Consider the following 21450-nt stretch of genomic DNA (forward strand, 5'->3'; position numbering starts at 1 on the left):
GACGTACCTCCCAAAGGAAGCGCGTTTCCGGGCCCTTATCTCAAGGCTCCTCACGCCAACTCGCCGACCAACTCGGAGGGGAGAGTGGGCGGAAGCCTGATAACCGCTCGACATCCAATGTCCAGCGATCAGTGCCGCGCCCGGCAAGAAGCGCCGTGTGTATCACATTCTCCCCGCCCAAGGCCAAACCCAATTCGTCGGATGAGAACATACCGAGGATTTTCGGGTCGTTCGGGGCCTTGTAGGCGGCGGTGAGAATCTTTCGCCGGCCGTCGGCGGCGCTGTCTGACGCCTCGATCAGCCAAGCGGTCTTGCCCGACGCCAGGGCCGAGCAGACCTTTTCGAAGCCCGAGATAATGTTTCCACCGCGCCGTGCAAGACCCAGCCCGTCGAGAACGCGCCGAACCAGCAGTTGCTCCACTTGGTCGGCCAGGTCGGCCGGAGCCGACAGCTTTGTCTTGGCCGAGCGCGAAAACAGGCCCTTCTTGGCCGCCAGGGTCACCGCCTCGCGCGTGGCGTCCACCCACATGCCGCGACCCGGCAGCTTGCGCGCCACGTCGGGCACGACTGCCCCGTCGGGACCGATCACGAACCGCACCAGGCGCGCCTCGTCGGTCGCCTCGCCCAGGACGATGTCCTTGCGCTGGCGCGAAGCTTCGGCGTGGGTCTTGGGGGCGTCGGGCTCTGTCATCAATGCTCGTCATCAACCGCTTCCCGGCCTGCGGGTCGCGCAAGCGCGCCCGAGGATAAACTCCGGCCGGGACCCAGATTCACCCTGAGAGGCTCATGGGCTTTCACCTGGGCCCCGACCTTCGTCGGGGAAACGGAAGTTTCTAGTCTTCCTTGGTCTCGTCGTCAGTCGCGTCCTCGGTCTCTTCCGTCGGCTCAGCGTCTTCGGTGATCTCGTCCGAGGCCTCGGCCGGCGCTTCGCCCGCGTCTTCCGCGTCTTCGACCTCTTCTTCGATATATTCCGGCTCCGGCGGAGCCTCCACCCAGCCCATTAAGACGCGGGCGCGCATGATCAGCGCCTCGGCGTCTTCCGGCGACAGGTTGAAGCTGTCGAGAATGCCAGCTTCGCGCGTGCGTTCGCCGTCCTTGGTCTCGAACCAGCCACGCAGGTCGTCGGGGATCAGGCCGGCCAGGTCCTCGACCGACTTCACGTCGCCTTCGCCCAAGGCCACGGCCATGGGCAAGGTGACGCCTTCGATCTCCAGCACGCCGTCCTCAACGCCCAGCGCGACGCGCTTGGCGTTGAGCGCCGCGGCTTCCTTGTCGAGATATTCGCGGGCCCGAGTCTGAAGCTCCTCGGCCGTCTCGTCGTCGAAGCCTTCGATGGCGGCGATTTCGTGCGGCTCGACATAGGCGACGTCTTCCACCGTGGCGAAGCCTTCGGTGACCAGCAGCTGGGCGATGACCTCGTCGACGTCCAGGGCTTCCTGGAACAGGGCGGTGGTCTCGGTGAACTGCTTCTGACGGCGCTCGCTCTCCTGGGCCTCCGTCATGATGTCGATCTGCCAGCCGGTCAGCTGCGAGGCGAGGCGAACGTTCTGGCCGCGACGGCCGATGGCCAGCGACAGCTGCTCATCTGGCACCACGACTTCGACGCGCTCGTCTTCCTCGTCCATCACGACCTTGGACACCTCGGCCGGGGCCAGGGCGTTGACGATGAAGGTCGCTTCGTCCTCGGACCATTGGATGATGTCGATCTTCTCTCCCTGCAGCTCGGCCACAACGGCCTGGACGCGCGAGCCGCGCATGCCGACGCAGGCGCCAACGGGGTCGATGCTGCTGTCGTTGGAGATCACGGCCATCTTGGCGCGCGAACCCGGATCGCGGGCCACGGCGCGGATCTCGATGACGCCGTCATAGACTTCCGGCACTTCCTGCGCGAACAGCTTGGCCATGAAGCCGCCGTGGGCGCGCGACAGCATGATCTGCGGGCCCTTGGTCTCGCGACGGACGTCGTAGATGTAGGCGCGGATGCGGTCACCGACGTTGAAGTTCTCGCGCGGGATCGACTGGTCGCGGCGCATGATGCCTTCGCCGCGGCCGAGGTCAACGATCACGTTGCCGTATTCGACGCGCTTGACGCTGCCATTGACGATCTCGCCGGCGCGATCCTTGTACTCGTCGTACTGGCGCTCGCGCTCGGCTTCGCGGACCTTATGCATGACGACCTGGCGGGCCATCTGGGTCTGGACGCGGCCGATCTCGAACGGCGGCAGATCTTCCTCGTAGATCTTGCCCACCTCGGCGTCGCGCCAGGTGCGCCTGGCCGACGACAGCTGGACCTTGCCGATCTCGCCTTCCAGCTCGAAGTCATCAGCCACGACCTCGATGACCCGCTTCTGGCTGGTCTCGCCGGTCTTGGTGTCGATCTTCACCCGGATATCGTGCTCGGCGCCGTAACGGGCCCGGGCCGCCTTTTGCAGAGCGTCCTCGATCGCCTCGATGACGACTTCCTTCTCGATGCCTTTTTCGCGCGCGACGGCGTCGGCGATTTGCAGCAGCTCGAGGCGGTTGGCGGAAATGCCGATGGCCATGGTCAGTCCTCTTCACTTTCGGACAGGTCAATGTCGTCTTCGGCGTCGTCGCCGAGGTCTTCGTTGTCGGCGTCAGCGCCTTCGCCGACGCGGGCGGCGCGCTGGTCGGCGCCCCGCTTCATCAGTTGGTCCGTCAGCACCAGCTTGGCGTCGACGATCCAGTCGAACGGGAAATAGACGGTGGTGTCGTCCTCGCCCTCGATGTTCAGGCCCACCTGGCCATCCTCGACGCCGGCCAGTTCGCCCTTGAAGCGCTTGCGGCCCTCGGCGACGCGGTCCAGCTCGAGGCGGACCTCCAGGCCGGCATAGGTGTCGAAGTCCTTCAGCCGGGTCAGGGGGCGATCGACGCCGGGGCTGGAGACTTCCAGGGTGTATTCGCCGCTGATCGGGTCGGCGGCGTCCATCACTTCGGAAATGGCGCGCGACAGCTTGGCGCAGTCTTCGACGTTCATGTCGCCGCCGCTGCCGTCGTCCTGCAGCGGCCGCTCGGCCATGATCTGCAGCCGGCGCTGCTCGGCCCCGCCCATCAGGCGCAGGCGCACCAACTCATAGCCGACGGAATCGGCCACGGGATCGAGCAGTTCGATCAGACTACGGTCTTCTTGCGTCTTGCCGCGCAAAGGGTCTCTCAACTCACTGGCGGCCGCCCAAAACCTGCTGACTAAAGCCTAGCTGGCGAGCGGCCAAAGAAAAAGCGGCAGCCTTTCGGGCCGCCGCTCGAAAGCGCTATCAGCGCTGACGGACGATGTAGGAGCTATATAGCGTGATGTTCGGACGGTTGGAAGCCCCTCTGACACCGCGCCTTAGGAGGCGTTCAGTATGCCGGACAACGCCTTGAGGGCGTCGTCGGCTTCGCAATCGGCTTCAAGGCTGGTTGATCGCCCCTTCCAAGCGACCTCAGCCACGAGCATGCCAGGATCCAGGCAAGACTGCTCGCCGACCGAACCGGTCATTTGATACAGCGCCGGATCATCAAGCCAACGCTCCAGAACTTCCGCTGAGTCTCGGCTCAACGTCCAGTTCTTGGCCCGGACGCCGTTCGGCGCGCGCCCCAAGGTCTCCACCCGCGACACCGTCCATCGGCCGCGCGTGTTGCGTCGTGCGACCGTGCTTGAGCTTCCGCCGAGATAGAGCGCTTGGCGAAAAATCGTGACCTCGCCGACCGCGCTGGCGGGAGGCAAGCCGGCCCGCGCCCGCAGGTCGACATGGAGATCTTCGATAGAACGGCTCATCGCCGGGCCGGCGAAAATCATCGCCGCAAACAGCCAAGCCGTACCCCATCGTCTTCGGATCATTATGACCGCCCTCGCTGATAAGTAAGGCTTTCGGTGCCCGAGGTCGCAAGTCAAGCTTTCCGCCCCTTCCGCACCGCAACATTTGTGGCCTATACAGTCGCCCGCGCAGCCGCCTCCCCGCGGACCCCAATCTCCTGAAGAAGAGTCACAATGGACCTCTCCAAGATCGCCACCGGCGTGAACCCGCCCTATGACCTCAACGCCGTCATCGAGATCCCGCAAGGCGGCGAGCCGGTGAAATATGAGATCGACAAGGCCAGCGGCGCCCTGATGGTCGATCGCTTCCTGCACACGGCGATGTTCTATCCGGCCAATTACGGCTTCATTCCCCACACCCTGGCGGACGACGGCGATCCCGCCGACATCATGGTGGTGGGTCCGACCCCCGTGGTGCCGGGCGCGATCATCCGCTGCCGCCCGATCGGCACCCTGATGATGGTCGATGAAGCCGGTTCGGACGAAAAGATCCTGGCCGTGCCGGTCGACAAGCTGCACCCCTTCTATACGGGCGTGAACAGCTGGCGCGACCTGCCGGTGATCCTCACCGAGCAGATCGCCCACTTCTTCCAGCACTATAAAGACCTGGAAAAGGGCAAGTCGACCAAGATCAGCGGCTGGGCCGACCTGGAAGAAACCGCCGAGATCATCCGCACGGCGATCAAGCGCCACGACGAAAGCTACTGAATTAGTACAGGTTCTTTCCCTCCCCTTAATGGGGAGGGGGGACCACCAAGTGGTGGGTGGGGCTTCGCCGCCCCCTTGACTCATCAAACCCCACCCGACCTCTTCGGGGTGCCCTCCCCCTGTGCGTCCCACGGGGGCAGGCGCTTACGGCTCTTGAACCCACCGTCGCCCATCGCCACCTAAGCTGGACGTCGCGAGGCGGGGCGCCGATCCCGGGCCTGGTTCTCGCGCACGAAGTCGCTTGAGCGAGGACTTCGCGATGACCCGCGCCATCCTGTTCGACAGCCCCTTCCTGCTGGGCTTCGAACACACTCGAGACCTGATCGAGCGCGCGGCAAAGGCCGCCGCCGAAAGCTATCCGCCCTACAATGTCGAGCAGTCTGACGACGGCGGGGTGCGCATCACCCTGGCAGTCGCTGGCTTCTCGCCCGATCAGTTGCATGTCACCGTCGAAGGCGGCCAGCTGGTGGTCGCCGGACGGCGCGAGGCGGACGGCAAGTCCGAGACCGACCGCGCCTATCTGCATCGCGGCATCGCGGCGCGGGGCTTCCTGCGCACCTTCGTGCTGGCCGACGGCATGGAGGTCACGGCCGCCACGCTCGAGCATGGCTTGCTGCATGTCGATCTCGCCCGGCCGGAGCCTGAACGGCTGGTTCGCCGCATTCCCATCCGGTCGGTCGGCTGACCTTTCCGGCACTCGTTCCAGCGCGCGGTCTGAACCGACCTGCGTCGCGGGGCGTTCCTATTTTCAAAGGAGTTGGTCTTAATGACACCTGACCCCCATACCCCGTTCTTCTCCGCCGAAGCCTTCGCGGCGCTTGGCGCGCCCGACCTGGTCTATGTGCGGCCCATCAAGGCGGCGGAAATCCTCGAGGACGCGCCGGACGGGGTCAGCGACTTTGACCTGTCGCCCGACCAGACGCTCTACGCCGTGTTCCGCGCCGACGGCGCCCGCCTGGCCGTGCTGACCGACAAGGACTCCGCCGTGGCCGCCGCCCTGGCGCACGAGCTGGCGCCGGTCTCGGTGCATTAGCCCCCGTCGGTAAGTTCCGAGCCGACCCGAGAGACATCTGGGTCGGTTTGGAAGCGGCGCGCCTAATCGAGTCGACGCTGCAAACGCCTCAAAGGCGCCATCCCCCTCAACTGGCTCAAGATCATCGTTGGCTCGCCCTGTGCAGCGTTCACCACGGTGCAGGTGAAGCCCTGGAAGGGTTGTCCATCTCGGGTGATTAAGAGGAAACCAGGAGTAAATATCCTGCCATCATAGTTGACGCCATCTACGGCATCATATTGGTCGAGGTTCTTTTGAATCTTTTGGATGTCAGCCTCGGGTTTTCCCGCGCCGTAATACATCATCTTTCCGTCAGACGAGAAGCGCATGTAGTCTAGCGAAATCCCTTTAGACAACGCCTTCGTGGTCGAATTTGGTGTAACGACCCGGCTTTCCCAAAGACCCACAAGATCGCTAGAGGTACACGGGCGGCCCTCAGCCAGCGGCTCGGTCTGTGGAATTTGAGCCCTAGCGGATGCGCCGAGTGCGAGCGCTACACTCGAAGCAAGAAGAAGTGTTCTGATCATCGAAGTGAGCTTCCAGGGCCGCTGACCAAGTTTTGGAAATATAGCCTTTAACAGACAAATTTGGGCGCTCGCAACCGCCCCTCAAGCCGCCGTCGGCTTGCTCTCCTGCGCCGGGGCTAGCAGCAGATACACCGCGTCGGCCGAGCGCGCCTGGCGCAGTTGTTGCCGCGTCTCGGGCTGGCGCATCAGTCGCGACACCCGAGCCAGGGCCCTCAGGTGGCTGGAGTCGGCGTCGGCGGGGGCGAAAAGGGTGACCAGCAGGTCCACGGGCTTGTCGTCCACCGACCCGAATGCCACCGGCGTCTCCAGGCGCATGAACACCGCGCGAACCCGGTCCAGGCCCTTCACGCGCGCATGGGGAATAGCCACGCCCTGGCCTACGCCGGTCGAACCGGCCGTCTCACGATCGATCAGGCCCTCGAGCGCCTCACCGGCGTCGACGCCCAGGACGCGGGCGGCAACGTCGGCGATGACGCCCAGGACCTGACGCTTGTTGGAGGCGCTGACCCGCAGGATCACTGCGCCTGGATCCAGTAGATCGCCGATCGTCATGGCCGCCAGCTCGCTTCGTTATCGGTCGCACCGAGTCGTCGTTCCGAGAGATTCGGCAAAATGCGGACCTTCCGAAACGCACCAACGAACCCGAGGTTCTGTCAGCTTGCGGCTGGCCCGTGTCCGTTCAGCGCGGGGGCCTTCACCTGCGTCCGTTCGGGATCGATCCAGCCAATATTTCCGTCTGGCCGCCGATAGACCACTGACAATCCGTCGTGGGCGGCGTTCCTAAACACGATTGCCTGGGACTCGGTCAGGTCCAGTTCCATGACCGCCATGGAAACGGTCATCGTCTTCAGGGAGCCCTGGCTCTCGGCGATGATCATCGCGGCCGGCGCGCCGGCGGGATGGTCGTCCTCGCTGCTCCAGTCGTCCTCGTCGGCATCGTCGTCTTCGGGGGCCCGCAGCACGTACATCGCCGCGTTTTCGGCCGCCTTGGCGTTGGCGGCGATGGAGTGGCTTTTCAATCGTCGTTTGTAGCGCCTAACCCTCGTTTCGATCTTGGCCAGGGCGGCGTCGAAGGCCGCGTGTGCGTCTCCTCCCGACCCGTGGCTGATCAGTTGCTGACCCGAAGCCAGCTTGACCGAGCAATCGACCCGGAAGGCGTAGCCCTCCTTGCTGATGATCACTTCGGCGTCGCCGCCGCGATCAAAATACTTACCGATGCTCAGGGTGATTTCGTCGGAGACTCGCGCTCGCAGAGCCTCGCCAACGTCGACATGCTTGCCGGAGATTTGGACTTGCATGCGGTAACAACGCGCCTGTCCTGACGTGGTGTCAAGCGCCGCCAAGGCGACTTAAAACAGCCCTGAAAACATGTCTAGCAGGCGTTCGACCGCAGCCATGACGACACCGGCGCTGAGCACCAGCAGGCCGACGCTGACCGCCGCCATCAGATAGCCCGCCAGGGCCAGCAGGCCGTCACGCTGCAGCAGGGCCAGAGACAGCACCGCCACCGTCGCGCCCGGCGCGAGGTTGCCCAGGGGGATCGGCAGCACCAGCACCATGGCCAGCAGGGTGCAGACCACGCCGATCATCCGCTCGCCGGCCGGCGCGAACAACATCTCCAGGCGCGGGCGGGTGACCAGCTCCATCCGCCGGACGATCGGCGTCAGCCTACGGAACAGGCCTCGCAGGTCGTCGCGTTTCAGGGGATGGTGAACCAGCTTGCGGGGCAGCCATGGAATATCCGAGCCCCAGGCGATCTGCGGGGCCAGCAGCAAGATCGGCAGGCTGAGGATGGTCGAGGAGCCTGGCGGCAGGGGCAGGCAGTTGAGCAGTCCGAACACGAACAGCATGGCCCCGAAGGCGCGGCTATCGAACTGCTCCAGCATCTGGCCGACGGTCAGGACGGGGCGTGTGTCCTCGCCAAACCCCTCGATCACGTCGGACAAACTCTGGGTCGTCATGCTTCGCCTTTGGTCGCGTCTCTAGAAACGCAGAGCGCGGCCTTCGTGGCTATGCGCCATCGATCCTTTTTACGCGGTTTCCTTGATCAGCCGCCGACGCTCGACCGAGGAGGGAATTCGCAGGGCCTCGCGGTACTTGGCCACGGTGCGGCGGGCGATGTCGACGCCGGCCCCCTTGAGGATTTCGACGATGGCGTCGTCGGAATGGACGTCGGCTTCGCTGCGCTCGGCCTCGACCAGGCCCTTGATCTTGTGGCGGACGCTGGCGGCCGAATGGGCCTCGCCGCCCTCGGTGGCCTGGATGGCCGAGGTGAAGAAGTATTTCAGCTCGAACACCCCGCGCGGGGTGGCCATGTACTTGTTGGAGGTCACCCGGCTGACGGTGCTCTCGTGCATGCCGATGGCGTCGGCGACGGTCTTGAGGTTCAGCGGCCGCAGGTGCTCGACGCCGTAGGCGAGGAAGCCGTCCTGCTGGCGGACGATCTCGCTGGAGACCTTGAGGATGGTCTTGGCCCGCTGGTCCAGGCTTTTTACCAGCCAGTTGGCGGTGGCGAAACAATCGGAGACGAAGCTCTTTTCCTGGTCGCTCCGCGCGCCCTTGCTGACCCGGGCGTGGTAGCGCTGATCGACCAGCACCTTGGGGAGGGTGTCGGTGTTGAGCTCGACATGCCACAGGCCCCCGGGCGTCTCACGCACATGGACGTCGGGCACCAGGGTCTGGGGCGGGTCGGAGTGGAAGGCCGCGCCGGGGCGGGGGGTCAGGGCGCGGATCTCGGCGATCATTTCGCGCAGGTCCTCGTCGTCGACGCCGCAGATCTTGCGCAGGCCATTCATGTCGCGCTTGGCGAGCAGGTCCAGATTGTCCAGCAGGGCGGCCATGCAGGGGTCGTAGCGATTGACGTCGTTCAGCTGCAGGGCCAGGCACTCGCGCACATCGCGGGCCAGGACGCCAGCTGGCTCGAAGCCCTGAAGGGCGCCCAGAACCCCTTCGACGAAGGCAAGCTCGCAGCCCAGGCGCTCGGCCACCTCATCGAGGTCGGCGCGCAGATAGCCGGTCTCGTCCACCGCGTCGATCAGCACCCGGGCCACCACGTTCTGGGCGGGGGAGAGACCCGCCACCGACAGCTGGCCGGTCAGGTGCTCGGTCAGGGTCGGGGGCCGGGTAAGGGCGCTTTCGTAATTGTCGTCGCTCTCGAAATTGCCGCCGCCGCCGGTGCGCGACCAGTCGATGGCCCCGCCGGCCTGCTCGGCTCCATTTTCCGAGTCTGGGCCATCGCCGGTGGCGCGCTCGCCGGGCGAGACGTCGTCGGGCGTGGCGTCCATCTGGCCGCTGGCGGCGCTGTCGGACACCGAGTCCAGGCCGAGGTTCTCGGTCGCGCCTTCGGGGGCTTCGGACGCGCGCTCGGCCTCGACTGGGCCATCTTCGCGCTGGAGCAGGGGATTACGCTCGAGCTCGGCCTCGACGAAGGCGTCGAGTTCGAGGTTCGACAACTGCAGCAGCTTGATGGCCTGCTGCAGCTGCGGCGTGATGACGAGGCCTTGGCCTTGTCGAAGCTCCAATCTGTGGCCGAGAGCCAAGGCGCCCTCCTGGGCAAATCGAACCGGTGTCGATCACCATTGAAGAGCAGTCTGGTTAACGGGGCGCCAACGTCAGCAAAAAGCGTGCCGCTGCGACCATCTCGTCCCGAGATATCGTCGGTTTTCTTGTCCGAGAGGCCCGAATGCGTGTCGGACAAGGCGTTGGTGAACGCGATCCTTAGGACCGGATCGCCGTCCGCCCCGACCACCGCGGGGTCGCGGGCCGCAGGATATGCCTAGCCGCGCTCGGCGAAACTGTCGCCCAGGTAAACCCGGCGCACTTCGGGATTGTCGACGATCTCCTGGGGAGAGCCTTCGAACAGCACCTCGCCAGCATGGATGATCGAGGCGCGGTCGATGATGTCCAGCGTCTCGCGGACATTGTGGTCGGTGATCAGTATGCCGATGCCGCGGCCCTTCAGATAGCCGATGACCTCGCGGATGTCGGCGATCGCCAGGGGATCGATGCCGGCGAAGGGCTCGTCCAGCAGCATGAACGACGGCTCGCTGGCCAGGGCGCGGGCGATTTCCACCCGGCGCCGCTCTCCGCCCGACAGGGCGACGGCCGGCGACTTGCGGATGTGGGTGATGCGCAGCTCTTCCAGGATGCTGGTCACCTGCTCGCGAGCCTGGCGCTGGTTCTTCTGGCGCATCTCGACCACGGCCATGACGTTCTGCTCGACGGTCATGCCGCGAAAGATCGAGGCTTCCTGGGGCAGGTAGCCGACACCCATGCGGGCCCGTTGGAACATCGGCTGGCCGGTGATGTCCTCGCCGTCCAGGAAGATCGAGCCGTAGTCTGCGGCGACCAAGCCGGTGATCATGTAGAAACAGGTGGTCTTGCCCGCGCCGTTGGGGCCCAGCAAGCCCGCGACCTCGCCGCGCTTGAGGGTCAGCGACACGCTCTTGACGACCGGACGATCGCCGAACGACTTGCCGATCGCATCGACGAAAAGGCCGTCGCCGGCCGTCTTGTCGGCCCCCAGATATTGCATCGTGAACGCCATTTGATCCTACGGCTTAGCGACGGCGGGCTTTTTGTTCTGGTCGGGATAGATCACCGCGCGCACGCGGGTCTTGCCGCGACCCGTGGCGTTGGATTCCATCTTCACGTCATTGGTCTTGGTCTTGATGGTCATGCGGTCGCCGCGCGCCACATCCTGGCCCTGGACAGCCACGACGTCGCCGGTCACCACGATGGTGTCGGTGGCGTAGTCGTAGACGGCGTGGTCGCCGCGCACGGTCTGTTCGGGCGTCACGTAGAACACATTGCCGTCGGCCACGACGTGATCCACGTCGCCGCAGTCGGCATTGCCGCCTGGACCCGGACCCGTCGAGGTCTTGCCCGGCGTCTTGCGGCGATTGAATACCGTCATCGTCGCGGCGCGCATGCGGGACTTGTCCTGCAGAACCTCGACCGAGCCTCGGAAGATGGTCTTGCACTGGCTGGTGATGACTTCCTGCTCGTCGGCGGAGATATCGACCGGCGCGCTGGAACTGTTGGATCCGACCTGCGCCAGGGCGACGCCGCCCGAAAGGCTGGTCCCCGCGAGGCTGAGGGCGATCACCGCCGGCGCCATCCATCGATTCATCAACCACGTCCTCATCTATTCTGGGGCCGCCTCGCCCGTCTTGCGATCGAGCCGCGTCTTCACGCCGCCCCGGAAGACGATACGGTCGCCCTTGTCATATACGGAGTAGGCGTTGGATTGCACCTGTCCAGTTGGGCCTTCGCCGTTCAGCGTGGTTTCGCCGGTGATGTTTCCGGTGCGCGTGTCGACCATCGCCTCGTTCGAGGCGAAGCGGTAGCCGGCCCCGTCGTCCATGCGAACATTGCCGAACAGCTGGAGCTTCAGTGTATCCTCGCGATAGATCCCTCGATCGGCCGTCGAGCGGGTCGGGACGGGGCTGCCGACGCCCAGTGTCAGGGTCGGGGCGTCGAGGAACACGCGCTTGAGGTCGGCCTCGTCGCGCACCGCCGAGCGGGCGGTAATCAGGAAGGGCCGGCCGTCGCTGGACTGGCCCTGGAAGCGCGGCGAGATCATGCGAATCTGCGCCTTGCTCTCGGCCGGTCGGCGGTCCCCGCCGGTGAAGCTGCGCCAGGCCACTTGGCCGCCAACGCTGGCGAGAATCGCCAGGATGGCGATCGGCAACAGGACCCGGGCCAGCCGCACGCGACGCGAACGATTGCGCCAACGGCTTAGGTCCCGCCTGTATGCGCCCCGGTCCGCGTCAAGGGTGGTCATGCTTCGTCCTTAGGTGTGGGCGAAGATGTCGACATCTTCCCAGCCGGCCAGGTCGAGGGCCGCGCGGTGGGGAAGATAGTCGAAGGCGGCGTTGGCCAGGTCCATGCGGCCCTCGCGGACCAGCATGGCGTTCAGCCGCTCGCGCAGGGCATGAAGATGCAGCACGTCGGAGGCGGCATAGGCCAACTGCTCGGGCGACAGCGTCGCCGCACCCCAGTCCGAGCTCTGCTGGACCTTGGAGAGCTCGACCCCGACCAGTTCGCGCGTCACGTCCTTGAGGCCATGGCGGTCGGTGTAGGTGCGGGCCAGCTTGCTGGCGATCTTGGTGCAATACACGGGCGCCGTCATGACACCCAGGTGCAACAGGAACATGGCGATGTCGAAGCGGCCGAAGTGAAAGAGCTTCACAACCGCCGGATCGGTCAGCAGGCGCTTGAGGTTGGGCGCGTCATAGGTCGAGCGATCCAGGCGCACCACATGGGCGTCGCCGTCGCCCGACGACAGCTGGATGACGCACAGCGGGTCGCGGCCCAGCCGCAGGCCCATGGTCTCGGAATCGATGGCGATGGCGGTCGCGCCGGCGAAGACGTCGCCCGGCAGATCGCCTTCATGCAGGAAGTTGGCCAAGTCTCGTGGTCTCCGCGCCTCGGTTTCGTCGCGCGGACGCCCGAATTTCCCGACACGCCTGAATATGGGGCGCCGACCCTGTCGGCCGGATGAACAGGATATCTAACGCCTGGGCGCCGCGACCGCCAGCCCGTCTCAACCCCCCAAGCGGGTGAAACTCAACTTGTGATGCCGGGTTTTCGTTCGGCGCCACCCCGACCTTCTCGCGAAGGTTGGTAGGGGGTGGTGCCCAGGAGAGGACTCGAACCTCCACGACCTTACAGTCACTGGCACCTGAAGCCAGCGCGTCTACCAATTCCGCCACCTGGGCCCGCAAGGCAATCCGTGGATCGCCGCGAGGCCGGGACGTTTATTCAAAGGTTCTGATCCCGTCAATCGCTTAGTTGCGCATTTCATTGCGAACGGGCTCGCGCTCGTCTATCCCCCGACCACGGGTTTAGGACGAGGTAGAACATGCAAGGTCTGGTCACGGTGTTCGGCGGCTCCGGCTTCGTCGGCGGCCAGGTCGTTAGGCAGCTCGCCAAGGCGGGCCACCGGGTCCGCGTCGCGGTGCGCAACCCCAACCTGGCCTACAAGATGCGGATGCTGGGCGATGTCGGCCAGATCGAGGTGGTGCAGGCCAATCTGCACAACGTCGACTCGGTCGCCCGGGCGCTGGACGGCGCGGAAGCCGCGGTGAACTTGGTCGGCGTGCTGTTCGAGGCCGGCCGACAGCAATTCCAGACCTTGCATGTCATGGGCGCCAAGACGGTCGCCGAGCAGGCCAAGGCCGCCGGGGTCAAGCGCCTGGTGCAGATCTCGGCCATCGGCGCCGATGCGAACGCGCCTTCGAAATACGCCCGGACGAAAGCGGCGGGCGAGGCCGCTGTGCGCGAGGCCTTCCCCGGCGCGGTGGTGATCCGGCCGTCGATCGTGTTCGGAGCCGACGACAAGTTCTTCAACAAGTTTGGGCAGATGGCCGCCCTGTTCCCCGCCCTGCCGCTGATCGGCGGCGGCGAGACCAAATTCCAGCCGGTCTATGTCGGCGACGTGGCCGCCGCAGTGGCCAAGGCGGTCGCCAGCCCGGCCGCCGAGGGCCTGACCTATGAGCTCGGCGGCCCGGTGGTCTACAGCTTCAAGCAGCTGCTGGAGATGATCCTGCGCGAGACGGGCCGGAACCGCCTCCTGGCGCCGATCCCGTGGTTCGCCGCCAGCTTCATCGGCAAGGTCGGCGACCTGTCGCCCCTGACCCCGCCGCTGACCAGCGACCAGGTCGAGTCGCTGAAGGCCGACAATGTGGCGGACAAGGGCCTGCCGGGCCTGGCCGAGATGGGCGTGGTTCCGACCACCGTCGAGTCGGTGGTCCCGTCCTACCTCTACCGCTACCGCAAGGGCGGCCAATATGCCGAGGTCCCGACAGGGGCGTTCTAGGGAAAAGAAAACCCTCTGGGAGAGGGCTTTTAGCGCTTAGCGCGGAATGTAGATCAGCCCCAGCCCCACGACCCCCACCACGATCCGCCACCACGCGAAGGGGGTGAAGCCGCGCTTGCCGACGAAGTCGATCATGTACTTCACCACCAGCAGGCCCGACAGGAACGACACCACGAAGCCGATGGCGATGATTCCAGCCTGGCTTGTGTCGATGTCCTTGTAGTTCTTGAGCAGATCGAGCGCGAAGGCCCCGACCATGATCGGGATGGCCATGAAGAAGCTGAACTCGGCGGCGGCCTTGCGATCGACGCCCAGCAGCATCGAGCCGACGATGGTCGAGCCCGAGCGCGAGACTCCGGGCAACAGCGACAGGCATTGGAACAGGCCGATGAAGAAGGCGGTCTTCAGGTTCAGGGCCATGCCGTCCATCTCGCGGGGGGCGGGGGCTTTTTTGTCGACGATCAGCAGGATCACCCCGCCGACGATTAGCGACACGCAGATGATCTGCGGGATATAGGGGTTGTCGAACAGGTGCTTGATCACCCCGTGCAGGGCCAGGCCGGCGGCGAAGGCCGGGATACAGCCGAGGATCACGCTGAGCGCGAAGCGGCGGGCTTCTGGCCTGGTCGGCAGGCCGATCACCACCGTCCACAGGCGCTGGAAGTAAAGGGCGACCACCGCCAGCACCGCGCCCAGCTGGATCAGCACGATGAAGGTGTCCCAGCTGGTGTCGGTGAGGCCGAGCGCGATCTTGGTCAGCAGCAGGTGTCCGGTCGACGAGACGGGAATGAATTCGGTCAGGCCCTCGACCAGGCCCAGAACGATCGCTGTCAGCCAATCCGGCATCTTAGTCCCCCGAGGGCCAGGGCCCCTTGAATCAAGGTGTCTGGCGTGCGCCCGACACGGTAAACAATCGGTTTATCCATAAAGTGGACTATTAGAGCGCCCAGCTAAGAGTCGCTCGCACGACTTACTCAGTCGGCGTGGCTATACTCGTCCATAATTTTGACTAATGCATTCATCTTGCCGCCAAGAGTCTGTATGACGCCACCGCACGCAAGTTTTTCCCTGGAAGCGGGGACGAGGGAAGTCGCATGGCCGAACGCATGCTGAAATTCACCACGGTCGCCCGTCGCACGCCTGAAAAGCGGGCGGCGGAAGAGCGCAGTGGTGATTTCCACGAGATCTACGCCGACTTCATCGACGCCAAGGCGACCGAGCAGGCCGCGCGTTGCTCGCAATGCGGCGTGCCGTTCTGCCAAACCCACTGCCCCCTGCACAACAACATTCCCGATTGGCTGCGGATGACGGCCGAGGGCCGGATCCAGGAGGCTTACGAACTCTCCGAAGCCACCAGTTCGATGCCCGAGGTCTGCGGCAGGATTTGCCCGCAGGACCGCCTCTGCGAAGGCAACTGCGTCATAGAGCAATCGGGTCACGGCACGGTGACGATCGGCTCCGTCGAACGCTACCTGGCCGACAAGGCCTGGGAGATGGGCTGGGTCAAGCCGCTGGTGGCGGGTCCGGACCGCGGCCAGTCGGTCGGAATCATCGGCGCCGGTCCGGCCGGTCTGTCGGCGGCCGAGCTGCTTCGGGAACAAGGCTACGCCGTCACCGTCTATGACCGCCACGACAGGGCCGGCGGCCTGCTGATCTACGGCATCCCCGGCTTCAAGCTGGAAAAGGACGTCGTCGAGCGCCGCACGAGGCGCCTGGCCGACGGCGGCGTGGTGTTCAGGCTGAACTTCGAGGCCGGCCGCGACGCCACGCTGCCGGAGCTGCGCGCACAGCATGACGCCGTGCTGATCGCCACCGGCGTCTATGCCGCCCGCGACTTGGTGGCCCCCGGCGCCGGCAGCGCCGGCGTGGTTCCGGCCCTCGACTATCTGATCGCCTCCAACAAGAAGACCTTCGGCGACGATGTTCCTGCCTATGACAGCGGCGAGCTGAACGCCGAGGGCAAGGACGTGGTCGTGGTCGGCGGCGGCGACACCGCCATGGACTGCGTGCGCACAGCCATCCGCCAGGGCGCGACCTCGGTCACCTGCCTCTATCGCCGCGACAAGGCCAACATGCCGGGCTCGATGCGCGAAGTGTCAAACGCCGAGGAAGAGGGCGTGGTCTTTGAATGGCTGGCCGCCCCGCGCGCCGTGATGGGCGAGGCCAGCGGCGTGACCGGCGTGCGCGCCATCCGCATGCGCCTGGGGGCCCCGGACGCTTCTGGACGCCAATCGCCGGAGGAAATCGACGGCGGCGACTTCGATCGCCCCGCCCAGCTGGTGATCAAGGCCCTGGGCTTCGAGCCGGAAAGCCTGCCGGAGCTGTTTTCCGCGCCCGACCTGAAGGTCACCCGCTGGGGCACGGTCAAGGCCGATGTCCGCCACCAGATGACCAATCTGGACGGCGTGTTCGCGGCCGGCGACATCGTGCGTGGCGCCTCCCTGGTGGTCTGGGCCATCAAGGACGGCCGCGACGCCGCCGACGCGATGCACAAGTATCTGCAGGCCAAGGGCGCGGCGATCTCGATCGCGGCGGAGTAGGGCTGGTGTCCGCTTCACCCCTCAGCTTGAAGACGGCGATCCTGTTTGGCCTTGTCGCCGCCGCTTTCGCCGTGAGCTCTGCGACGGCCGCTGAGCTGGCCGTGGGGCAGACGCTCGCGTGCGCGCCCGAGGGCATCGTCGCTGTCGTGGGCCGTCTCGATCCTGACGGCAAGGGCGGCGCGGCGATCGCTAGCGTCTCGCTGTTCGACCAGCGCCCTGGCGCAAAGATCGACGTGCTGGGCCACATTCCCGTCGACGCCAAGGTTCTGGCCGCGTCCTGTCCCAAGACACAGGCTTCGCAGGCCTTGGCCCCCGATTTCGAAGGCGGCTACGCCAGCTGGCGTCAGGCCTTCGAGAGCGGCAAGGGTGGTTACTTCACTATCTCCATTAGCGAAATTCTCGACGTCGTGAAGAAGACGATGTCCGAGGCGGGAGCATCCCAATGACCGACAAGACCGCTCTCACCCAGACCGAGCTCTATCTGAAGAACCGCCAGGCCCTGATCGACGGCCATGCCTATGACCCCTCGACCGAGCGCGACGCGTGCGGTGTCGGCCTGGTCTGCGCCATCGACGGCCAGCCGCGCCGCGAAGTCGTAGAGCTGGCGATCAAGGCCCTGAAGGCCCTCTGGCACCGGGGCGCGGTCGACGCCGACGGCAAGACCGGCGACGGGGCCGGCGTGCTGGTCAGCGTGCCGCAGGACTTCTTCGTCGACCAGGTCCGCCGCACCGGCCACGCCCTGCGCCAGGGCCCGATCGCCGTGGGCCAGGTCTTCCTGCCGCGTACCGATCTCGCCGCCCAAGAGGCCTGCCGCACCATTGTCGAGGCCGAGGCCTTGCGTTTCGGCTTCTATATCTATGGCTGGCGGCAGGTGCCCGTCGACACCTCGGTGATCGGCGAGAAGGCCAACGCCACCCGGCCCGAGATCGAGCAGATCATGCTGGCCGCGCCGGCCGGCCTGGAGGGTGAGGCCCTGGAGCGCGCCCTGTTCCTGTGCCGCAAGCGCATCGAAAAGCGCGTCCACGCCCAAAACCTGCAGGGCTTCTACCTGTGTTCGTTCTCGGCGAAGTCCTTGATCTACAAGGGTATGTTTCTGGCCGAGCACATCGACGAGTTCTATCCCGACCTCAAGGATGAACGCTTCAGCGCCGCGGTGGCGATCTTCCACCAGCGCTATTCCACCAACACCTTCCCCGAATGGCGCCTGGCCCAGCCGTTCCGGATGCTGGCCCACAATGGTGAGATCAACACCATCAAGGGCAACATCAACTGGATGAAGTCCCACGAGATCAAGATGGCGGCCGACGCCTTCGGTGAGTTCGGGGACGACGTGAAGCCGGTGATCCAGCCGGGCGGGTCCGACAGCGCCAATCTTGACAACACCTTCGAGGTGCTGGTCCGGGCCGGCCGCGACGCGCCGATGACTAAGGCCCTGCTGATGCCGGAAGCCGCCAACGCGCACATGAGCGCCCCGCACCAGGCGCTCTACGCCTATTGCAACGCGGTGATGGAGCCGTGGGACGGCCCGGCCGCCCTGTGCGCCACCGACGGCCGCTGGGTCGTAGCCGGCAAGGACCGCTCGGGCCTGCGCCCGCTGCGCGTGGCCTATACCGACGACGGTTTGGTGATCATGGGCTCCGAGGCCGGCATGTGCGGCGTCGAGGAGAGCCGCATCACCCGCAAGCTGGCCATCTCGCCCGGCCGGATGATCGCCATCGACCTGGCCGAGGGCAAGCTCTACGGCGAAGACGCCATCATCGACGAACTGGCCGGCCGCCATCCCTATACGGATTGGCTGGGAAATATGGTCGATCTCGAAAAGGAGATCGGCCCCGGCCCCGAGCCACGCAAATACGGCCGCGAGGAGCTGACCCGCCGCCAGGCCGCCGCCGGCTTCTCGCTGGAGGACCTGGAAATGGTCCTGGCCCCTATGGTCGAGGAGGGCAAGGAGGCCGTCGGCTCGATGGGTGACGACGCGCCCCTGGCCGTGCTGTCGGAAAAGTACCGGCCGCTCAGCCACTTCTTCCGCCAGAACTTCAGCCAGGTGACCAACCCGCCGATCGACCCCCTGCGGGAGACCGGCGTCATGAGCCTGAAGACCCGGTTCAAGAACCTCGGCAACATTCTCGCGCAGGACGCGGCCCAGGCCGATGTCTATGTGCTGGAGAGCCCCGTGCTCACCACCGGCATGTACGAGCGTATCCACGGCCTGCTGGGCGAGAAGAGCGTGGTGGTCATCGACTGCACCATGCCGCTGCCCGCGCCGGAGGCTCGCCCCGGCGACGCCCTGCGCGCCAATCTCGACCGCATCCGGGCCGACGCGGAAGACGCCGTGCTGCGCGGCTGCGGCGCCATCGTCCTGACCGATGAGGGTTCAGCCCAGGGCCGCGTGGCGCTGCCGATGATCCTGGCCACCGGCGGCGTTCACGCCCACCTGGTCGCCAAGGGCCTGCGGTCGTACGTCTCGATCATCGTCCGCTCGGCCGAGTGCCTCGACACCCACTATTTCGCGGTGCTGGTTGGCGTCGGCGCCACGGCGGTCAACGCCTACCTGGCCCAGGAAAGCTTCCAGGATCGGCTGGAGCGCGGCCTGCTCGGCGACAAGTCGCTGCGCGACGTCTGCATCAACTTCAAGACCGCCATTGAGGCCGGGCTGCTGAAGATCATCTCCAAGATGGGCATCAGCGTCATCTCGTCCTATCGCGGCGGCTACAATTTCGAAGCCGTCGGCCTGTCGCGCGCCTTGGCCGCCGAGTTCTTCCCCGGCATGCCGTCGCGCATCTCGGGGATCGGCCTTGCGGGCCTGGAGAGCAAGGCGGTCGAGCTGCATCGCAAGGCCTGGGACAGCGCAGCGGTCACCCTGCCGGTCGGTGGCCTGTACAAGCTGCGTCGTTCGGGCGAGACCCACGCCTTCGAGGCGCGGCTGATCCACACCCTGCAGAGCGCCTGCGACACCGGCGATTTCGAGCTCTATCGGCGGTGGTCGCACGGCCTGCGCACGCAGAAGCCCGTGCAGTTGCGCGACCTGCTGGACTGGCGCTCGGACCGCAACCCGATCTCCACCGACGACGTCGAGAGCGTCAACGAGATCCGCAAGCGCTTCGTCACGCCGGGCATGAGCTTGGGCGCCCTGGGCCCGGAAGCCCACGGCATGCTGAACATCGCCATGAACCGCATCGGGGCCAAGTCGGTGTCGGGCGAGGGCGGCGAGGACCCGGCGCGTTACAAGCCCTTGCCAAATGGCGACAACCCCAACAGCGCCATCAAGCAGGTGGCCTCAGGAAGGTTTGGCGTCACCGCCGAATATCTGAACCAATGCCGGGAAATCGAGATCAAGGTCGCCCAAGGCGCCAAGCCCGGCGAGGGTGGCCAATTGCCGGGCTTTAAAGTGACGGAGATGATTGCACGTCTCCGCCACGCCACGCCCGGTGTCATGCTGATCAGCCCGCCACCGCACCACGACATCTATTCGATCGAGGACCTGGCCCAGCTGATCTATGACCTGAAGCAGATCAATCCGATCGCCCGCGTCACGGTCAAGCTGGTGGCGGCCACCGGCATCGGCGCCATCGCGGCCGGGGTCGCCAAGGCCAAGGCCGACGTCATCCTGGTGGCCGGCAATGTCGGCGGCACCGGCGCCTCGTCCCAGACCTCGGTGAAGTACGCCGGCGGGCCGTGGGAGATGGGCCTGTCGGAAGCCAACCAGGTTCTGACCCTCAACAACCTGCGCCATTCGGTGGTGCTGCGTACGGACGGCGGCATTCGCACCGGCCGCGACGTGGTGATCGCCGCCATGCTGGGCGCCGAGGAGTTCGGCATCGGCACGGCGTCCCTGGTGGCCATGGGCTGCATCATGGTGCGCCAGTGCCATTCCAACACCTGCCCGGTCGGGGTCTGCACCCAGGACGAGGCCCTGCGCGCCAAGTTCACCGGCACGCCGGAGAAGGTCATCAACCTCTTCAGCTTCATCGCTGAGGAGGTGCGCGAAATCTTGGCCGGCCTGGGCTTCAAGAGCTTGCTGGAAATCGTCGGTCGCACCGACCTGCTGGCCCAGGTCAGCCGGGGCGGCGAGCATCTCGACGACCTCGACCTGAACCCGCTGCTGGTCCGGGCCGACCCCGGTCACAACAAGCCCTATTGCACCGTCGAGGGCGGTCGCAATCAAGTGCCCGACACGCTGGACGCCCAGATCGTCCGCGACGCCGCGCCGCTGCTGGAGCGCGGCGAGAAGATGCAGCTGACCTATACGGTTCGCAGCACCGCCCGCTCGATCGGCTCGCGCACCTCCAGTCACATCGTGCGCAAGTTCGGCATGACCGGCCTGCCCGCCGGCCACCTGACCGTCCAGCTCAAGGGCTCGGCCGGCCAGAGCCTGGGGGCCTTCGCGGTCCAGGGTCTGCGCATCGAGCTGACCGGCGAGGCCAATGACTATGTCGGCAAGGGCCTGTCGGGCGCGACCATCGTCATCAAGCCCGCGCGGGGCCTGGCGGCCCCCGAGACAAACACCCTGCTGGGCAATACCGTGCTGTTTGGGGCCACCTCGGGGCGGCTGTTCGCGGCGGGCCAGGCCGGCGAGCGGTTCGCGGTCCGCAACTCCGGGGCCACCACCGTGGTCGAGGGCTGCGGGACCAATGGCTGCGAATACATGACCGGCGGCCAGGTGGTGATCCTGGGTCCGACGGGCGGTAATTTCGGGGCCGGGATGACCGGCGGCATGGCCTTCGTTCTTGACCAGCACGGCCGCTTCGAGGGCCATATCAACCCTGACAGCATCGTCGTCCAGCGCCTGGCCTCGCCCTATTGGGAAGGCGTTCTGCGCTCGCTGGTGACCGAACACGCCTCCGAAACGGACTCGGCCTTCGCCGCCAGCCTGCTGCGCGACTGGGACCGGGTGCGGGACCTGTTCTGGCAGGTTTGCCCCAAGGAGATGGTCTCGCGCTTGCCCCAGCCCCTGGTGGCCGAGCAGGCGGTTCACGAGCGGGCTTAAA

General features: G+C 65.9%; 21 protein-coding genes and 1 tRNA gene. 7 read left to right on the top strand and 15 right to left on the bottom strand.

Going from position 1 to position 21450, the window contains the following annotated elements; translation table 11 throughout:
• Positions 1-40 precede the first annotated feature (40 nt).
• The 4 genes from ACP7AG_RS00200 to ACP7AG_RS00215 form a co-directional block, all read right to left on the bottom strand.
• The gene (locus ACP7AG_RS00200) at positions 41-691 is read right to left on the bottom strand and encodes an RNA-binding protein (RefSeq protein ID WP_426010492.1); all 651 of its coding nucleotides are present in this window, start codon (positions 689-691) and stop codon (positions 41-43) included.
• 142 nt (positions 692-833) lie between these two features.
• Positions 834-2543: a transcription termination factor NusA gene (gene nusA, locus ACP7AG_RS00205; protein WP_426029363.1), complete on the bottom strand. Its 1710-nt coding sequence runs from the start codon at positions 2541-2543 to the stop codon at positions 834-836.
• A 2-nt stretch (positions 2544-2545) separates the two neighbouring features.
• Positions 2546-3163: a ribosome maturation factor RimP gene (gene rimP, locus ACP7AG_RS00210; protein WP_426029364.1), complete on the bottom strand. Its 618-nt coding sequence runs from the start codon at positions 3161-3163 to the stop codon at positions 2546-2548.
• A gap of 183 nt (positions 3164-3346) precedes the next feature.
• Positions 3347-3796, bottom strand: a complete 450-nt coding sequence (locus tag ACP7AG_RS00215) for a hypothetical protein (RefSeq protein ID WP_426029365.1) — start codon at positions 3794-3796, stop codon at positions 3347-3349.
• A 192-nt stretch (positions 3797-3988) separates the two neighbouring features.
• On the opposite strand from ACP7AG_RS00215, the gene ppa reads away from it, so the two are divergent.
• The 3 genes from ppa (at position 3989) to ACP7AG_RS00230 (ending at position 5555) form a co-directional block, all read left to right on the top strand.
• Positions 3989-4522: an inorganic diphosphatase gene (gene ppa / locus ACP7AG_RS00220; RefSeq protein WP_426010499.1), complete on the top strand. Its 534-nt coding sequence runs from the start codon at positions 3989-3991 to the stop codon at positions 4520-4522.
• 259 nt (positions 4523-4781) lie between these two features.
• Positions 4782-5207, top strand: coding sequence for an Hsp20 family protein (locus ACP7AG_RS00225; RefSeq protein ID WP_426010501.1), 426 nt, complete (start codon positions 4782-4784; stop codon positions 5205-5207).
• An 81-nt stretch (positions 5208-5288) separates the two neighbouring features.
• Positions 5289-5555, top strand: coding sequence for a DUF1150 family protein (locus ACP7AG_RS00230; protein WP_426010503.1), 267 nt, complete (start codon positions 5289-5291; stop codon positions 5553-5555).
• A gap of 62 nt (positions 5556-5617) precedes the next feature.
• Here ACP7AG_RS00230 and ACP7AG_RS00235 read toward each other — a convergent pair whose 3' ends face one another.
• The 10 genes from ACP7AG_RS00235 to ACP7AG_RS00280 form a co-directional block, all read right to left on the bottom strand.
• Positions 5618-6100, bottom strand: a complete 483-nt coding sequence (locus ACP7AG_RS00235) for a hypothetical protein (RefSeq protein WP_426029366.1) — start codon at positions 6098-6100, stop codon at positions 5618-5620.
• Between the two features lie 81 nt (positions 6101-6181).
• Entirely contained in the window at positions 6182-6652 is a 471-nt protein-coding gene (locus ACP7AG_RS00240; protein WP_426010506.1) for a PTS sugar transporter subunit IIA, read from the bottom strand.
• Between the two features lie 101 nt (positions 6653-6753).
• Positions 6754-7398 (bottom strand): ribosome hibernation-promoting factor, HPF/YfiA family, encoded by a 645-nt coding sequence (gene hpf, locus ACP7AG_RS00245; RefSeq protein ID WP_426010508.1) that lies wholly within the window; start codon positions 7396-7398, stop codon positions 6754-6756.
• Positions 7399-7449: 51 nt separating this feature from the next.
• On the bottom strand, positions 7450-8061 hold the full coding sequence (locus ACP7AG_RS00250) for an exopolysaccharide biosynthesis protein (RefSeq protein ID WP_426010509.1): 612 nt from the start codon (positions 8059-8061) through the stop codon (positions 7450-7452).
• 69 nt (positions 8062-8130) lie between these two features.
• Positions 8131-9639: an RNA polymerase factor sigma-54 gene (gene rpoN, locus ACP7AG_RS00255; protein WP_426029367.1), complete on the bottom strand. Its 1509-nt coding sequence runs from the start codon at positions 9637-9639 to the stop codon at positions 8131-8133.
• A 236-nt stretch (positions 9640-9875) separates the two neighbouring features.
• Complete coding sequence (gene lptB, locus ACP7AG_RS00260) at positions 9876-10634, bottom strand: LPS export ABC transporter ATP-binding protein (RefSeq protein ID WP_426011286.1); 759 nt, start codon at positions 10632-10634, stop codon at positions 9876-9878.
• Positions 10635-10652: 18 nt separating this feature from the next.
• Positions 10653-11231: an LptA/OstA family protein gene (locus ACP7AG_RS00265; RefSeq protein WP_426010512.1), complete on the bottom strand. Its 579-nt coding sequence runs from the start codon at positions 11229-11231 to the stop codon at positions 10653-10655.
• A gap of 15 nt (positions 11232-11246) precedes the next feature.
• Positions 11247-11885 carry an LPS export ABC transporter periplasmic protein LptC gene (lptC, locus tag ACP7AG_RS00270; protein ID WP_426010514.1) on the bottom strand — a complete coding sequence of 213 codons (639 nt, stop codon included), beginning with the start codon at positions 11883-11885 and terminating at the stop codon, positions 11247-11249.
• A gap of 9 nt (positions 11886-11894) precedes the next feature.
• Positions 11895-12512: a ribonuclease D gene (locus ACP7AG_RS00275; RefSeq protein WP_426010515.1), complete on the bottom strand. Its 618-nt coding sequence runs from the start codon at positions 12510-12512 to the stop codon at positions 11895-11897.
• Positions 12513-12735: 223 nt separating this feature from the next.
• Positions 12736-12822, bottom strand: a tRNA-Leu gene (locus tag ACP7AG_RS00280).
• 143 nt (positions 12823-12965) lie between these two features.
• On the opposite strand from ACP7AG_RS00280, the gene ACP7AG_RS00285 reads away from it, so the two are divergent.
• Positions 12966-13922, top strand: a complete 957-nt coding sequence (locus ACP7AG_RS00285; RefSeq protein WP_426029368.1) for a complex I NDUFA9 subunit family protein — start codon at positions 12966-12968, stop codon at positions 13920-13922.
• 36 nt (positions 13923-13958) lie between these two features.
• Here the strand turns inward: ACP7AG_RS00285 and ACP7AG_RS00290 are convergent, their stop codons facing one another.
• The gene (locus ACP7AG_RS00290; protein ID WP_426029369.1) at positions 13959-14768 is read right to left on the bottom strand and encodes an undecaprenyl-diphosphate phosphatase; all 810 of its coding nucleotides are present in this window, start codon (positions 14766-14768) and stop codon (positions 13959-13961) included.
• 248 nt (positions 14769-15016) lie between these two features.
• On the opposite strand from ACP7AG_RS00290, the gene ACP7AG_RS00295 reads away from it, so the two are divergent.
• The 3 genes from ACP7AG_RS00295 to gltB are packed head-to-tail and all read left to right on the top strand — an operon-like array spanning position 15017 to position 21449.
• The gene (locus ACP7AG_RS00295; protein ID WP_426029370.1) at positions 15017-16462 is read left to right on the top strand and encodes an NAD(P)-dependent oxidoreductase; all 1446 of its coding nucleotides are present in this window, start codon (positions 15017-15019) and stop codon (positions 16460-16462) included.
• Positions 16463-16467: 5 nt separating this feature from the next.
• Positions 16468-16908, top strand: coding sequence for a hypothetical protein (locus ACP7AG_RS00300; protein WP_426029371.1), 441 nt, complete (start codon positions 16468-16470; stop codon positions 16906-16908).
• Positions 16905-21449: a glutamate synthase large subunit gene (gltB, locus tag ACP7AG_RS00305; protein WP_426029372.1), complete on the top strand. Its 4545-nt coding sequence runs from the start codon at positions 16905-16907 to the stop codon at positions 21447-21449. The genes ACP7AG_RS00300 and gltB overlap by 4 nt, the downstream gene beginning before the upstream one ends.
• The last annotated feature ends 1 nt before the right edge of the window (position 21450 follow it).

It is taken from the genome of Caulobacter sp. DWP3-1-3b2 (assembly GCF_049896325.1).
Classification (GTDB): Bacteria; Pseudomonadota; Alphaproteobacteria; order Caulobacterales; family Caulobacteraceae; genus Caulobacter.